The 13,497-nt window shown below is 68.8% G+C and carries 11 protein-coding genes and 1 tRNA gene; 4 read left to right on the forward strand and 8 right to left on the reverse strand.

The genetic code is table 11. The features are described from left to right. Positions 1 to 26 precede the first annotated feature (26 nt). The 4 genes from fliF to fliP are packed head-to-tail and all read left to right on the forward strand — an operon-like array spanning position 27 to position 3,272. Positions 27 to 1,643, forward strand: coding sequence for a flagellar basal-body MS-ring/collar protein FliF (fliF, locus tag EKE94_RS10940; protein ID WP_235855983.1), 1,617 nt, complete (start codon positions 27 to 29; stop codon positions 1,641 to 1,643). After that, on the forward strand, positions 1,640 to 2,242 hold the full coding sequence (locus tag EKE94_RS10945; protein WP_127906640.1) for a hypothetical protein: 603 nt from the start codon (positions 1,640 to 1,642) through the stop codon (positions 2,240 to 2,242). Before fliF ends, EKE94_RS10945 begins: the two co-directional genes overlap by 4 nt. Continuing rightward, a complete protein-coding gene (locus EKE94_RS10950) occupies positions 2,235 to 2,543 on the forward strand; it encodes a FliM/FliN family flagellar motor switch protein (protein ID WP_127906641.1) in 309 nt (102 codons plus the stop codon). The genes EKE94_RS10945 and EKE94_RS10950 overlap by 8 nt, the downstream gene beginning before the upstream one ends. Positions 2,544 to 2,546: 3 nt before the next feature. After that, positions 2,547 to 3,272 (forward strand): flagellar type III secretion system pore protein FliP, encoded by a 726-nt coding sequence (gene fliP, locus EKE94_RS10955; protein WP_127906642.1) that lies wholly within the window; start codon positions 2,547 to 2,549, stop codon positions 3,270 to 3,272. Positions 3,273 to 3,941: 669 nt separating this feature from the next. Here the strand turns inward: fliP and EKE94_RS10960 are convergent. The 8 genes from EKE94_RS10960 to EKE94_RS10995 form a co-directional block, all read right to left on the reverse strand. Continuing rightward, complete coding sequence (locus tag EKE94_RS10960) at positions 3,942 to 5,045, reverse strand: flagellar basal body P-ring protein FlgI (RefSeq protein ID WP_127906643.1); 1,104 nt, start codon at positions 5,043 to 5,045, stop codon at positions 3,942 to 3,944. After that, positions 5,045 to 6,049 (reverse strand): flagellin, encoded by a 1,005-nt coding sequence (locus tag EKE94_RS10965; RefSeq protein WP_127906644.1) that lies wholly within the window; start codon positions 6,047 to 6,049, stop codon positions 5,045 to 5,047. The genes EKE94_RS10960 and EKE94_RS10965 overlap by 1 nt, the downstream gene beginning before the upstream one ends. Positions 6,050 to 6,053: 4 nt before the next feature. Further along, positions 6,054 to 7,508, reverse strand: a complete 1,455-nt coding sequence (gene flgK / locus EKE94_RS10970) for a flagellar hook-associated protein FlgK (RefSeq protein ID WP_127906645.1) — start codon at positions 7,506 to 7,508, stop codon at positions 6,054 to 6,056. Between the two features lie 29 nt (positions 7,509 to 7,537). Beyond that, positions 7,538 to 8,839, reverse strand: coding sequence for a flagellar hook protein FlgE (locus EKE94_RS10975; RefSeq protein WP_127906646.1), 1,302 nt, complete (start codon positions 8,837 to 8,839; stop codon positions 7,538 to 7,540). Between the two features lie 110 nt (positions 8,840 to 8,949). Then, positions 8,950 to 9,786 (reverse strand): flagellar motor protein MotB, encoded by an 837-nt coding sequence (locus EKE94_RS10980; protein ID WP_127906647.1) that lies wholly within the window; start codon positions 9,784 to 9,786, stop codon positions 8,950 to 8,952. Positions 9,787 to 9,926: 140 nt separating this feature from the next. Beyond that, positions 9,927 to 10,002: transfer RNA gene (locus EKE94_RS10985), tRNA-Thr, on the reverse strand. Positions 10,003 to 10,045: 43 nt separating this feature from the next. Then, positions 10,046 to 11,632: a heme biosynthesis HemY N-terminal domain-containing protein gene (locus tag EKE94_RS10990; RefSeq protein ID WP_127906648.1), complete on the reverse strand. Its 1,587-nt coding sequence runs from the start codon at positions 11,630 to 11,632 to the stop codon at positions 10,046 to 10,048. A gap of 9 nt (positions 11,633 to 11,641) precedes the next feature. Then, positions 11,642 to 13,489, reverse strand: a complete 1,848-nt coding sequence (locus EKE94_RS10995; protein ID WP_127906649.1) for a hypothetical protein — start codon at positions 13,487 to 13,489, stop codon at positions 11,642 to 11,644. Positions 13,490 to 13,497 lie beyond the last annotated feature (8 nt).

Genomic DNA, 13,497 nt, shown 5'->3' on the forward strand with positions numbered 1-13,497 from the left:
AGGTCGAAGTTTTGCAGCAGATAACGATGATGTGGTCCCGTCTGAGCCCCCGCAGGAAGCTCATCGCGATTCTCGCCACCGTTGCGATGTTCGCGGCTATCCTCGGGGTGTCGCGGCTTGCCACCTCGACTTCGATGACACTTCTTTACGCGGGGCTCGAAAACGACGCCGCGGGCGAAGTCGTCTCGGCGCTGGAGGCGCGCGGCGTCCCCTACGAGGTGCGCGGCTCGTCGATCTTCGTCGACAGCACCTCCCGCGACCAGCTGCGCATGACCCTGGCCAGCGAAGGCCTGCCCGCAAATTCGACGCAGGGCTACGAGCTGCTCGATTCGCTGTCGGGCTTCGGCACCACCAGCCAGATGTTCGATGCCGCCTACTGGCGCGCGAAAGAGGGCGAGCTGGCGCGCACCATCACCGCCAGTCCGGCGATCCAGGCCGCACGCGTGCACATCGCCAGCCAGGGCGGGCGGCCGTTCCAGCGGGAACTGGCACCCACCGCATCCGTGACCATCACCACCGCCGCCGGCGGAATCGGCGCCGCCCATGCCCGCGCGCTGCGCTACATGGTCGCCTCGGCCGTGGCCGGTCTGGCCCCCGAAACCGTGTCGGTGATCGATGCCAAAGGCGGCGCGATTCTCGCCGCCGAGGATGACGGCACCGCCCCCGGCATGGCCGAGGATCGCGCCGAACTGCTCAAGCGCAACGTCGAACGCCTGCTCGAGGCGCGCGTGGGCTACGGCAATGCCGTGGTCGAGGTGAACGTCGACACCGCGACCGAACGCGAACAGATCGTCGAGCGCCGAATCGACCCCGAAAGCCGCGTCGCCATCAGTTCGGAAACAGAGGAATCGGCAAATACCTCGCGCGACAGCGGCGGCGCCCCGGTCACCGTGGCCTCGAACCTGCCCGACGGCGATGCCGCCGGCGGCGACCGCGATTCGCAAAGCGAGAACAGCGAAACCCGCGAACGCGTGAACTACGAGGTGTCCGAGATCCAGCGCGAGGTCCTGCGCACGCCCGGCGCGGTACGGCGCATCTCGGTCGCGGTGCTGGTCGATGGCCTGCGCAATGTCACCGACGCGGGTGAAACCATCTGGACCCCGCGCCCGGAGGAAGAAATCGCCGCCCTGCGCGAACTCGTGGCCTCGGCCGTGGGCTATGATGCCGAACGCGGCGACAGCCTGACGATCAAGTCGATGGAGTTCGAACCCCTGCCCGGCGACGGCACCGATGCCGCGGGCCTGTTGCCCGCCGGCGCCCCGATCGACACGATGCGCCTGGCGCAACTGGGCATCATGGGTCTGACCGCGCTGCTTCTGGGCCTCTTCGTCATCCGCCCGATCCTGACCGCCTCGGGTCTCAAGGCCATCCCGGCCGAGGGTGATCCGGCGGCCCTGCCCGGCGCCAGCCCCGCGGCCGAAGACAACAGCGGCGGCCTGACCGGCGAAATCGCCGAGGGCGAGCTGCCCGGTGGCCTGCAGATCGTCTCAGCCTTCGACGACATGGACGACGACGACTTCGGCCTGCCCGCACCGCCCGCCGCGGACCCGGTCGAGCGGCTGCGCAACCTGATCGAGGAACGGCAGACCGAATCGCTCGAAATCCTCAAAAGCTGGATGCAGGACGACGGAGAAAAGGCGTGATGGGATCCCTGACGCTAGAAGATTTCAGCCGTCCCGCACCGGACCAGGAAGAGACCGCGGCGATGGTCGCCGCGGAAGAAGCCGAAACCGCCCGACTGGCGGCCTATGACGCCGGCCACAAGGCCGGCTGGGACGACGCGATGCAAGCCGCCGAGGCGGAACAGTCCCGCATTTCCGAGGATCTGGGCCGCAACCTGCAGGACCTGGGCTTTACCTACCACGAGGCCCGCGCGCATGTCCTGCACGCGGTCCTGCCGCTGCTCTCGGGGCTTCTGGACCGGGTTCTGCCCACGGTTCTGCGCGGCACGCTGGGTGACAGGCTTCTGGCCGAACTCGAACCCCTGATCGACACCGCGGGCGATCAGCCGCTTGAACTTGTCGTCGCCGAAGGCGCCGGCCCTGCGCTGCGCCCGATCATCGAAGCCGCGACCGCCCTGCCCGTCCGCCTGCGCGAAGATCCCGTGCTGACCGAGGGGCAGGCGCTGTTCCGGCTCGGCACCAACGCGGCCGAGATCGACCTCGATGCGGCCCTCGCCCCGGTTTCCGAGGCGATCACAGCACTCGCCACCGAACAGAAAAAGGTTCTGCAGCATGGATGACTTCGACGACGCCGAGCCCACCGGCCCCGCCCCCCTTCCGGGGCCCGACGGCCACCCCTTCGGCCGCGTTCCGATCGAGATCACCGTCTCGGTCGGCCGCGCCCGCCCGCTTCTGCGGGATCTGCTGAAGCTGGGGCAGGATTCGGTACTGCCGCTCGACCGCCGGGTCGAGGATCCGGTCGAGCTTTACGTCGGCGACCGGCTGATCGCGCGGGGTGAACTGCAGGAGGTCGAGGATGACCAGGGCACGCAGCTGGCGGTGCGCCTGATCGAGGTGGCCGACCTGAAGGACGGTCTCTGATCCATGCGCGCCGCGCCGCTTTTCCTCGCTGCGGCTCTGTCCGCCATAGCGCTTCCTGCCCTCGGGCAGGAGGTGACGATCGATTTCGCCGACGAAGGCTCGATCGCCGCGCGCGGCGTGCAGCTTCTGGTGGTCGTCACGCTGCTCAGCCTCGTGCCGGGCCTCGCGATCATGTTCACCTGCTTTCCGTTTCTGGTCACCGTCCTGTCGATCCTGCGGCAGGGCATCGGTCTGCAGCAGTCGCCGCCCAACATGCTGATCGTGACGCTGGCGCTGTTTCTGACCTATTTCGTGATGGAGCCCGTGTTTCTGACCGCCTGGGCCGAGGGGGTGGAGCCGCTGACCGAAGGCACGCTGGACGTCGATGCCGCGCTGCCGCGTATCCTGGCGCCGTTCCGCGACTTCATGGCGGCGCGTATCGACCCCGATACCTTCGAATCCCTCGCGGGGCTGCGCGCCCTGCCGCTCGACCTTGCCGTGGAGGACGCGCCGCTCTCGGTTCTCGTGCCGTCCTTTCTGCTGTCCGAGGTCGAGCGTGCCTTTCAGATCGGCTTTCTGCTGTTCCTGCCCTTCCTCATCATCGACCTCGTCGTTGCCGCCGTGCTGATGTCGATGGGGATGATGATGGTGCCGCCGGCAATGGTGTCCCTTCCATTCAAGCTTGCCTTCTTCGCCGTGGCCAATGGCTGGACCCTGATCGCCACCGCACTGGTCCGCAGCTACGGATAAGCCTGAGGGCGCCGCGCGCGCCCACAGCCCCCGGCCACCCCACCGCGGCAGACCGGGCCACGCCATGGCCCATACCAGACGACATCGCCTGTCGCAGAAGGCCCGCGCCCGGACCGGCGCGGGCCTTTTCTGTTTGGGTCGTGGTTCGTAGAAGACCTGCGTCAAGCATCGGGCAGGCACTGCCGGACTGCGTATATTCCATCCATACCGCCCCCCTTCATCGCCCCTGGGCTGGCTGCTCGGACGAGCTGCCGATTTCCCGGGCCATGATCTCTGTCCGAGGGCTCGGGCGGCGAAGACGGCATGACCCCTCTGGCAAGCCGGGCGGGGCACATCACCCCTTCTGCACGTGAAACATCGGGCGGAACCGGCCCCGTCTGGCTCCACGCCGGTTACATTCATGCACCGGTCTGATCCCGGGTTCACCGTGCCCTGCGATCGACAGCTCCGGCCGGGACGAAGGGCCCACGCCTCTCCGACGTGCCCAAGTCAGGGGCAGCGTGGCGCCTAGCCGCCGGCATGATTGACCTGCGCGGTAGCGCTCCTTTTGACCGCTACCGACTTGACTGCCGCCGATTTGACTGCCCCCGACTTGACTACGCCGACGCAGAAAGGCCCGCCGCGGGATGCGGGCGGGCCTTTTCCAGGTGTCGCAGAGGCGCCGGTGGGTCAGTTCACGACGAACTCGGCATGCAGGGCGCCGGCGGCCTTGATGCTCTTGAGGATGTCGATCATGTCGCGCGGCGACACGCCCAGCGCGTTCAGCCCGGCGATGACCTCCGAAAGGGACGTGCCGTCCGGCACCTCGGCCAACCCGATCCCCGGCTCTTCGTCGATCGCGGCGCGTGTGCGGGGCACGACCACCGTTTCGCCATCGGCAAAGGGGTTGGGCTGCACGGCCAGCGGCGCTTCCTCGATCCGCAGGGTCAGGTTGCCCTGGCTGACGGCAACCCGGCTGATCCGCACATCCTCGCCCATCACGATGGTGCCGGACCGCTGGTCCACGACGACCCGCGCGCGGCGCTCGGGCTCGACGGCCACGTTCTCGATCCGGCCCAGCGCATGGGCGGGCGAGGGCATGTTCGTGGCCGCGATGTCCAACAGTACCGTGCCCGCGTCCAGCATCACCGCCACGGGGCGCTCCATCTCGCGGTTGATCGCCTGCTCGATGCGGCCGGCGGTCGTGAAGTCCGGCGTCCGAAGCGCCAGCCGGATGCGCTCGAGCGAGCCGAAATCGAACTCGATCTCCCGCTCGACCCGCGCACCGCCGGGGATGGCACCGGCGGTCGGCACCCCCTGCGTCACGCTTGCCGCGTCCCCCTCGGCCACGGCGCCGCCGGCGATAACGGTACCCTGCGCCACGGCATAGATCAGGCCGTCCGCGGCGTTCAGCGGTGTCATCACCAGCGTCCCGCCCAGCAGGCTGTCGGCATCGCCGATGGCCGACACCGTCACGTCGATGCGCCCGCCGGCCCGCGCAAAGGGCGGCAACGCACCCGTCACCAGCACCGCCGCCACGTTCTTGGGGCGGAACTGTTCGCCGGTGACGTTTACCCCCAGGCGTTCCAGGATGTTCGACATGATCTCTTCGGTGAAGGGCGAATTGCGGATCCCGTCGCCCGTGCCGTTCAGACCGACGACCAGGCCATAGCCCACCAGGTCATTGCCCCGCACCCCGTCGAATTCGACCAGGTCCTTGATGCGCACCTGACTGGCGGCGGCAATCTGCGGCGCGGCCAGTGTCAGAAGAACGAATGCCAGAAGCCGCAGCATCACAGATAGTTCGCCAGGCTAAGCTTCGACATGCGGGCGGTCACGGTATAGAGGGTTTCGAGTTGCACCTGTACATCCTGTAGTTTGGTGGCAGCATCATAGGGGTCGACCCCCACGAGATCGTTCCGCGCCATTTGAAGCGCGGTCTTTTCGGCGTTTTGCCGGGTGGTCACCTGTTCCAGTCGGTGTTCGGTCACGCCCAGCTCGCCCCGCAGGCGGGTGACGGCGTTTCCGGAGTTCAAGAGGGCTTCGCCCGCGATATTCATCAGCGACACGCGCGCGACCTGGCTGCCGGCCAGCGCCCCGCGGTCCAGCAGGGCGGCCTTCGCGGTATCGGCCAGCACCTGCCGCAGGTCGGCGTTGTCGGCGCGGATCCCGAACTCGACACGTTCGCTGTCCGAAACGGAGACGGGCGCCCGGGCGATGTCGGCTCCAAGATAGGCCGCCGTGTCGAACCCGCCGCCCGGCGCGAACCAGGCATCCACCGCGTCGTTCAGATCCCCCGCGGTCGGTGCGCCGCCCACGTCGGCCATGAGCGCGGTCAGGATCGCGCCGCTATCGGCCAGCGGCGTGGTGTCCGTGGCTGCGCCGGCAAAGACGCTTTGCCCGGCGATCGTGGTGTTGAGCGCCCCGACCATGCTGTCGAAGCGTTGCGCGGCCTCTTCCGACACGGCCCCCAGGTAGGCGGGATCGCCCCCCGCGGCGGCGGTGAGCAGCAGGGTGGACAGATCCGACGCCCGGTCCGAAACCGCGCCCAGCGCGCCTTGCGCCACGCCGACCAGCATCGCGGTTTCCTTGGTCGTTATCGTATAGGCGCCCAGCACGCTGAGCGACCGGTCGAGCCCCGCCATCGGCCCCACGTCGCCCGACCGCAGGACCGAATCCGCGTCGCGCCGGCCCGTGGTCATCTCGGTCGAGAGACGCTCGATCTGGTCCTTCATCGTGCGGTTGGCGAGGCGGGAGGAGAAGCTGGCGGCGAGGTCGCCGATGGAAAGCGCGCGCATAAGATCAGATCTCCATCAGGCGTTGGATCATCGCGTCGACCGTCTGGACCACGCGGGCATTGGCGGCATAGGCCTGTTCGACCAGCATCAGCTTCTGCAGCTCCTGATCGCTGTCGACGCCATGCGTCATCTCTTCGGTCCGCAGGGCGTCGTTGCGGGTCTGCGCATAGATGCGGCTGGTCTCGGAGGCGGCCTGATCCGCGCTGCTGATCGCCATCAGCCGGTCGGCCAGGCCGCCGGCCGACACCTGCGCGCCGCCGAAATCACCACTGGCCGGACTGCGCGGGGCGGAAAGAGCGTCGAGGAGACGGTTCAGACCCCGCGCATCGCCGACATTCCCTTCGGCAGCAGCACCCAGACCGTCGCGCAGGCGCCATGCGGCGCCGCCCTCGGCGGCGACCACGGCGGCATTCAACGCGATCCGCGCCGACAGACCGGTTTCGTCCGCCGGGTCGAGCGGGGCGCCACGATCGGTGAAGAGACCCGGCGCACCTGCCGCGCGGGTCGGATCGACGCCGGGGGCCTCGAACCGTTCGACGAGGTCGCGCGCCACGGCGTCCAGGCGCGCCTGTGCCTGCGGGGCGAGGGTATCGCGCACCTCGAACTGGGCCGACAGCGTGCCGCCGTCGAACCGGCCCCCGGGTTTCGCCGCGACGGGATCGCCATTGACCGTCAGCCCAGACAGGAAGCCGCCGGCGTGGGACACGGTCGGATCGACGGCCGAGACGGGCGTGAACCCGACCTCTGCCGCGCGACCGTCCAGAAGGATCTGACCGCCGGTCGTGATCAGAGCCACGCCATCCGCCTGCCGCGGCATGATCCGCACCGGGACGATGGCCGACACCTTGTCGATCAGTTGCTGCCGTTGGTCCAGCAGCGCATTCGCCCCGCCCGGATCGCGCGATCGGACGGCGATCTGGGCGTTGAGGTCGACAAGCCGGTTGAGGCTGTCATTCAGGGTCTCGACATCTGCGGCGATCGCCTGGTCGGCCGCCAGACGACGGGCCTGCACGCCGTCGGACGCGGTGTTGAGCGCCTGCACGACCGCCTCGGCCGCCTCGACCGAGGAGGTGAGCCGCGCCATGCTGTCGGGACGTGCGGCGGCCGAGACCAGCTCGCCTTCGAACCGGGCCATGAGGGCCGACAGGCTGTCGGGATCCTCGACCCGGCCGACAAGATCGGTCGCCGCGCTCAGGAACCCGGTCCGCGTATCCTCCTGCCCCAGCGCGGCATCCGACAGGCGCCGGTCGGCCAGCACCACCCGGTCGACGAAACGGCTGATGCCGTCGATGCGGACGCCCGCCCCCGAGCCGCCCAGCACGTCGGCAGAAAGCTCGACGTTGCGCCGGGCATAGCCGGGGGTCATGGCGTTCGACAGGTTGCTTGAAACCACCTGCGCCGACCGGCCGGCAGCGGACAGCCCGCTCAGGGCATTGGATAGGGCTGACGTAATGCTCATGCCGTGTTCCTCCGGTCAGCGCGCCGCGATCAGCGCTTGAGGTTGGTGGTTTCCTGCATCATCTCGTCGACCGTCTGGATGATCTTGGCGTTCGACGAATAGGCGCGCTGGGTCTGGATCAGCGTGGTGAGCTCTTCCGCGATATCCACGGTCGAGTTTTCCAGCGTGTAGCCCGACACCTCGCCTACCGGGCCCTCGGCCGCGTTCCACAGGAAGAAGGGGCCGCTTTCCTCGCTGACCGAGTAGGTCTGGCCGTCATGCACGTTCAGCCCGTCCGCGTTCTGGACGTCGACCACCGGCACCCGGTAGATCGGGCGGGTAAAGCCGTTGTCGTAGCTGGCATAGAGAACGCCATTCGGATTGATCTCGACATCGAGGAGGTTGCCGACGGGCGAGCCGTCCTTGGACAGCGTCGTCGGGGCGAAATCCGCCTCGAGCTGGGTCAGGCCGTTGGGATCGCCGATTTCGCCGATGGCCAGCGTCATCGCCTGTGTCGGCAGCGCCAGGTCCAGCGTGCCGTCGGCGTTGTAGGCCGGGCCGCTCACCACGTTGACCTGCTCCAGCGTCCCGCCCGAGCCGTCGGCGGTGTCGAAGGTCAGTTCATATTCGCCGACGACGGCCCCGCCCTGCGAACTGTCGGCGATCACCATGGTCCAGGTGTTGGACTGACCGTTGGCGGGAATGTCGGGCGTGAAGGTGAAATCGAGCGTCTGGCTGACGCCCAGGTTGTCGAAATACTCGGTCGAGATCTGCAGCGTGTCGCCATCCGCGTCGGACAGCGTGCCGCTGGCCGGAAGGTTCAGACCCAGCTGGACGTTGCGCGTCGGGTTGGCGGCGAACTGGTTGTGGGTGACCTGCACCGGCTCAAGCTCTTGCGAGGTGTCGCGGCGCATCTCGGGGATGGTCCCGTCGGGGTTCGCCGGCCAGCCCATCAGGGCCATCCCGGCGCTGTTAACCAGATAGCCGTCGTCGTTGGGCTGGAACGATCCCGTGGTCATCAGCCGGAAGGGCAGTTCGATCGATTCGTTGTTGACCGCGACGATGTCGGTCACCGGCAGGAAGCCGCGGCCGGCAATCGCGAAGTCGGTCGAATTGCCGGTGCCGATCAGCTGCCCGCGCTCGCTGATCGCGGTCGCGGTCGTCGCCCGCACCCCGCCCGCCGTGTACTGCCCGGCGGTGTTGTTGCCGATGACCATCGAATGGAATTCGGCGCTGTTACGCTTGTACCCGTTGGTCGAGGCATTGGCGATGTTGTCGGAGATCGTCGCCAGCCGGGTGGCATTCGCGTTCAGACCCGACACACCGGCCTGAAGGGAGGAGGAGATTGACATGTTGCGCCTTTCTGCTGCGGACCTCTTGGCCCCGGGGCCACGTTTAGGCGAACGGGCTTAAGGGCCGCCTAATCAGTAAAATGCTGTGGGAATTCGTCGGGCGTGCGCCGCTAGTCGCGGCGCAGCAGAACCATCTCGATGCGGTTGTTGCGCAGGGCCATGGGGTCGGGATCATAGGGTCGCGTGTCGGCGAAGCCCTCGATCCTCTGGATCCGACCCCGGGAGATTCCCGGCGCCAGCATGCCGCGTACAGTCTGGGCGCGATCGGTCGACAGGTCCCAGACCGGGCTGTCGCGCAGCACGATGGGGTCCGACCGGACGTGCCCCTTGATCGCGATCTCGTTGCCGACCAGCGCGAAGACCTCGCCCACCACGGCCACTAGCTCGTAAAGCATCGACCGCGCGGCGGCGCCGTCAAAGAGCGGCGTCCCTTCGAGATCGAAGAGTTCGACGATCAGCCCCTCGTCGGTGACGCGGGTCACGATATGGCGCTGCAGCCGTTCGCTTACCATGCTTTCGCCGGACTTGCCGGTCAGCATCGCCTCGATCTCGGTCAGGTCGGGTTCGGTCTCGGGGCCGTCTCCGCGCTCGGCGTCCTGAGCGGTGCCGGTGGTGCCCTGCGCCTTGTCATGGCTGGAATGGTGACGCTGCGACGCGCCGATGCCGTTCTTCGACAGGCTTTGTTCGGAAAATACCGAATCGCCCCCGAAACTCCCATCGCCGCCGCCCGACACCTGATTGACCGGAATCGCCGGGTTGAAATAATCGGCGATGCCGCTGCGCTGTTCCTCGGTGGTCGCGTTCAGCAGCCACATCAGCATGAAGAACGCCATCATCGCCGTCACGAAGTCAGCATATGCAACCTTCCACGCGCCGCCGTGGTGGCCATCGCCGCCCGTGATTTTCTTGCGCTTGATGATAATCGGCGCGTTGCCCTGCCCCGCCATGTTCCCCGCCTCGCATCTGCCCCGAGGCCGACCCTAGCGAAACGCCGTGAAGGCGCGATTAACCGCGGGAGGAAGGGAGGAGGGGTCGCCGCGTCAGCGGCGATCCTGCGGGCGTGGTGGCCTGAGGGTCTGGTGGGGAATGGTGCCGGTGATAGGACTCGAACCTACGACCCCATCATTACGAATGACGTGCTCTACCAGCTGAGCTACACCGGCTTCCGGCGCGCTTCCTAGCCGGGATTGGCGGGGGGGTCAAAGGCTATTTCTTCGTCGCGTTCGCCTCGTCTCGCTGGTCCTGCGGAACGATCACCTCGGCCTCGGGGACGCTGGTCGCCGTGGGCCGCCTGTCGGCCCCGACCGGCGGCACGTCGCCCGGGGTCGTCGCATCCGGCGTCGCCGGGCCACCGGGCGACGTCGTCCCACCCGTTGCCGCCGCATCGGGTGCGGGCACGCTGGTCGGCGCCCCTTCGGTGGTCCCGACCAGCAGCGGCAGCATCTCGCCCCCGGTGGGCAGCACGACCTCGCCCGAAGGGGGTTCGCGCCACGTCATCGTGTCGAAGGCGCCGCAGTTGCCGCAGACCGGGGTCCAGCGCATCTCGATGTTCTGACACTTGTCGCACACCCATTGCGGGCCGCGCGGCGCCGACAGCGCCCGTGTCAGCCAACCGCGGGTCAGATCGTCCGACGCGCCTTCGCCGCGTTCGATCGCGGCCATCAGCGTCATCGCCCGGGCCGACGGATGGGATGTCACCAGATCGCCCAGCGCCCGGCGCGCCCCGGGAAAATCCTCGGCCGCGATGTGCAATTCGGCATCCAGCATCCGGGTCTCGGGGTGGCTGGGATGCGTGCGGGTCAGCGCGTTGAACCGCTTCAGCCGCTGCTCCGGTGTCTCGTCGGGGCGGATCTCGGCAAAGGCGGCGGCCAGCTCGGGGTGCGGCTGCGCCTCCCACGCCTTTTTCAGGACGCGGGCGGCATAGCGGTCCTTGCCCTGCGCGATGTACTGGCGGGCGGCCAGCGCGGCGGCGGGGATCAGGTCGGGCGACAGGCGATTCGCCTCGATCGCGGCTTCGCGGGCCTCGACCGTCTTGCCCTCTTCCGCGACCTCGCGCGCGGCCGAAAGCGCCAGCACCGCGTCGCGGCGGCGGTGGACGTCGCGCGGAAGGCTGCCATGCTTGAGCTTGGCCCCGAGGGTCCGGCGGGCGCCGTCCCAGTCGTGCCGCTGTGCCTGCAGACGCAGCAGGACATCCTGCGTCTCTTCGTGCTGCGGTTTCAGGGCAAAGGCCTTTTCGGCCAGCTTGAACGCCGTTTCCGTGTCGTTGTCGTCCAGCTTCTGCTTCATCAGTCCGCGCACGCCCACAAAGCGGGTGCGATCATCGGCCAGCAGCGCGCGATAAACCTCTTCGGCGCGGCGCTTGTCGCCCACCATCTCGGCCGCCTGCGCGGTGATAAGGCGGGTCAGCTCGGGGCGGTGCAGGTAGCGTTCGGCGCGGTCGGCCTTGCTCAGCGCGACGCGCCCCTCGCCCGAGGCCAGCGCCATCACCGCGTCGGCCAGCGCCTGGAACCCCTTGCGTTCGCGGTTGCGGGTGAAATAGCGCGTCAGCGCCGTTTCGTCCCCGTTCAGGAACCGCAGGAAGGCCACGACAAGGCCCACCAGCTTGACCACGACCCACACGGCGAAGAGCAGCACCAGAAGGGCGATCACGGCCTGCAGAGGCCCGAGGGTGAATTCCGTCCCGGCCACGGCGACGCGCACGCCGCCCTCGGTGTCCAGCAGGTAGCTGGCCCCGATGGTGGCCAGCGCGACCAGAACCAGGAAGACGACGATCTTGATGAGGGACCAGAGCATCTTTGTTCCTTAGTTCGCGCTGAGATCGGCGGTGAGCGAGGCCAGGGCCTCGTCGACCGCGATGCGGGTTTCGGCTGTGTCGATCCACTCGGCCATTTCGGCGCGGCCCTCTTCGGGCAGCGCGTCGAGTTCGGCGAGAGCGGCGGCAAGGTCGCCCTCGGTCAGCCGGGCCTCGGCGCGCGACAGGACGGCATCGGGGTCGTCGCCTTCGCGTTCGCCCAGCGACCGCGCTTCGGTCTGGCTGCGCAGGAAGGTGCCGAACCGCTGGCTCAGGCTGCCCGAGCCGGCGCCGGCATTGCGCGACGCGGCCAGCGAATCCCGCGCCGCCGGGAGGAAATCGACCTGCAGCGCGCCGATGCTGGCGACGCCGCTGTCCGCCTGCGCGGCCAGCACTTCGGGCACCGCGACATTGGAGTTCTCGGTCAGCGACGACAGCGCGCCGGCATAGCCGTCGCCACCCTCGACCGCCGCCTGTATCCGGGTCAGCGCGGCCCGGGCGGTCAGCGCCCGCGCCTGCGCCTCGGATTGCTGCTGCAGGCTGGTCGCACGCTCTTCGGCCTGCGAGATCTCCTGCCGCTGCGCATCCAGATCGGATTGCAGCGTTTCAAGCTGCCGGGCATAGGCATCGAGCGCCTCGCCGGTCTCCGCGCTGCCTTCGCTGCGGGTGGCGGCAATCTCGCCGATCCGCTGTTCCAGCGCGTCGATACGGTCGGCCAGCGCGGCGACCTGCTCGCCGGTCTCGGCCGATCCGGAACCGGCGGAATTGCGCAGCTCTTCCAGCTGCGCCTCGGTCACGCCGCCGGGGGCAGACGCGATCTCGTCCGAAAGCGTGGCAAGCTGCTGTTCCACCGAATCGATCCGGCCCGACCGCTCTTCGACCGTGGTCGAGAGGTCGGACAGCGTGCCCTGAAGCGACTGGATCTCGCCCGCCTGCGCATCAAGTCGTTCCACCAGCGCCGTGTCGGTGCCCGATGTCCCGCCGATGCCGCTGTAGGTGGCGACCGCAAAGCCAATGGCCCCAGCCAGAACGCCGCCCAGAAGCAGGGCAACGAACCCCGGCCCGCCGCTGCGGCCGCTTTCGGCGGGCGCGGGGGTGCCGCCCGGAGGCGTGCCCGCGCCGTTCGGTCCCGTGCTGGCCGCAGAAGCGCCGCCACCGCCGGGGACGAGCGTGTCACGCCCCCCGGCCCCCGGAACCTCGTCCTTGGGGACGGGCCGGTCGGCGATGGGGTCACCGTCGGCGTTCCGATCGGCGCGTCCCTTGGTCGACGGGATGGACGACCCGGCGCCGGTTGCGGTCTTGGTAGAGGTGCCCGAGCTGGCGGAACCCGCGCCTGCGGAACCCGAGCTGGCGGGAATCGTGTCCGACCCTCCGGTGGCGCCGGGCAGGGTTTCGCCGTCCGAAGCGGTGCCGCTAAGCGTCGTGTCGCCAGCAAAGGGCGCGTCGGGATCTGTGGCGGAAGAGTTCGCCGACGCGGCGTCCGGGCCTTTCGCTCCGGCGTCGCCGGCCTTGGGGGTCGCGCCGGACGAGGTCGCGCCCGAAGTGCCTGCCGGCGTGTCCGTGACCGCGTCGCGCGCGGCCTTCGGCGCCGGCACATCGCCCTGGGTTTCGCCGGCCAGCGTGTCCTCACCGCTGGTGACCGCGCCCGCGGGCGTGGACTGCGTGGGCGTCGAAGATGTCGTGCCACCCGCCGCGGGCTTGCCCGTCTGAACGGTGGCGTCCGTGGGCGTCTGCGGGGTGGCCCCGGTTTCGGTGGCCGAAGCCTTGCCCGCTTTCGTCGCCGTGTCGGGCCCGGATTTCGCGGACGCGCCGGACGTCCGGCCGGTCCCGCCGGTGTTCGGTTTCTTCGCTCTGGCCACGGCTCGCA

Source organism: Mesobaculum littorinae (genome assembly GCF_004011175.1).
GTDB lineage: Bacteria > Pseudomonadota > Alphaproteobacteria > Rhodobacterales > Rhodobacteraceae > Tranquillimonas > Tranquillimonas littorinae.

What these genes read in the sequence shown, in the direction of transcription:
- fliP (WP_127906642.1), top strand. Translation starts at nt 2,547, where the DNA reads ATGCGCGCCGCGCCGCTTTTCCTCGCTGCGGCTCTGTCCGCCATAGCG.
- EKE94_RS10980 (WP_127906647.1), bottom strand. Translation starts at nt 9,786, where the DNA reads ATGGCGGGGCAGGGCAACGCGCCGATTATCATCAAGCGCAAGAAAATC.
- EKE94_RS10960 (WP_127906643.1), bottom strand. Translation starts at nt 5,045, where the DNA reads ATGCTGCGGCTTCTGGCATTCGTTCTTCTGACACTGGCCGCGCCGCAG.
- EKE94_RS10990 (WP_127906648.1), bottom strand. Translation starts at nt 11,632, where the DNA reads ATGCTCTGGTCCCTCATCAAGATCGTCGTCTTCCTGGTTCTGGTCGCG.
- EKE94_RS10950 (WP_127906641.1), top strand. Translation starts at nt 2,235, where the DNA reads ATGGATGACTTCGACGACGCCGAGCCCACCGGCCCCGCCCCCCTTCCG.
- fliF (WP_235855983.1), top strand. Translation starts at nt 27, where the DNA reads ATGATGTGGTCCCGTCTGAGCCCCCGCAGGAAGCTCATCGCGATTCTC.
- EKE94_RS10975 (WP_127906646.1), bottom strand. Translation starts at nt 8,839, where the DNA reads ATGTCAATCTCCTCCTCCCTTCAGGCCGGTGTGTCGGGTCTGAACGCG.
- flgK (WP_127906645.1), bottom strand. Translation starts at nt 7,508, where the DNA reads ATGAGCATTACGTCAGCCCTATCCAATGCCCTGAGCGGGCTGTCCGCT.
- EKE94_RS10965 (WP_127906644.1), bottom strand. Translation starts at nt 6,049, where the DNA reads ATGCGCGCGCTTTCCATCGGCGACCTCGCCGCCAGCTTCTCCTCCCGC.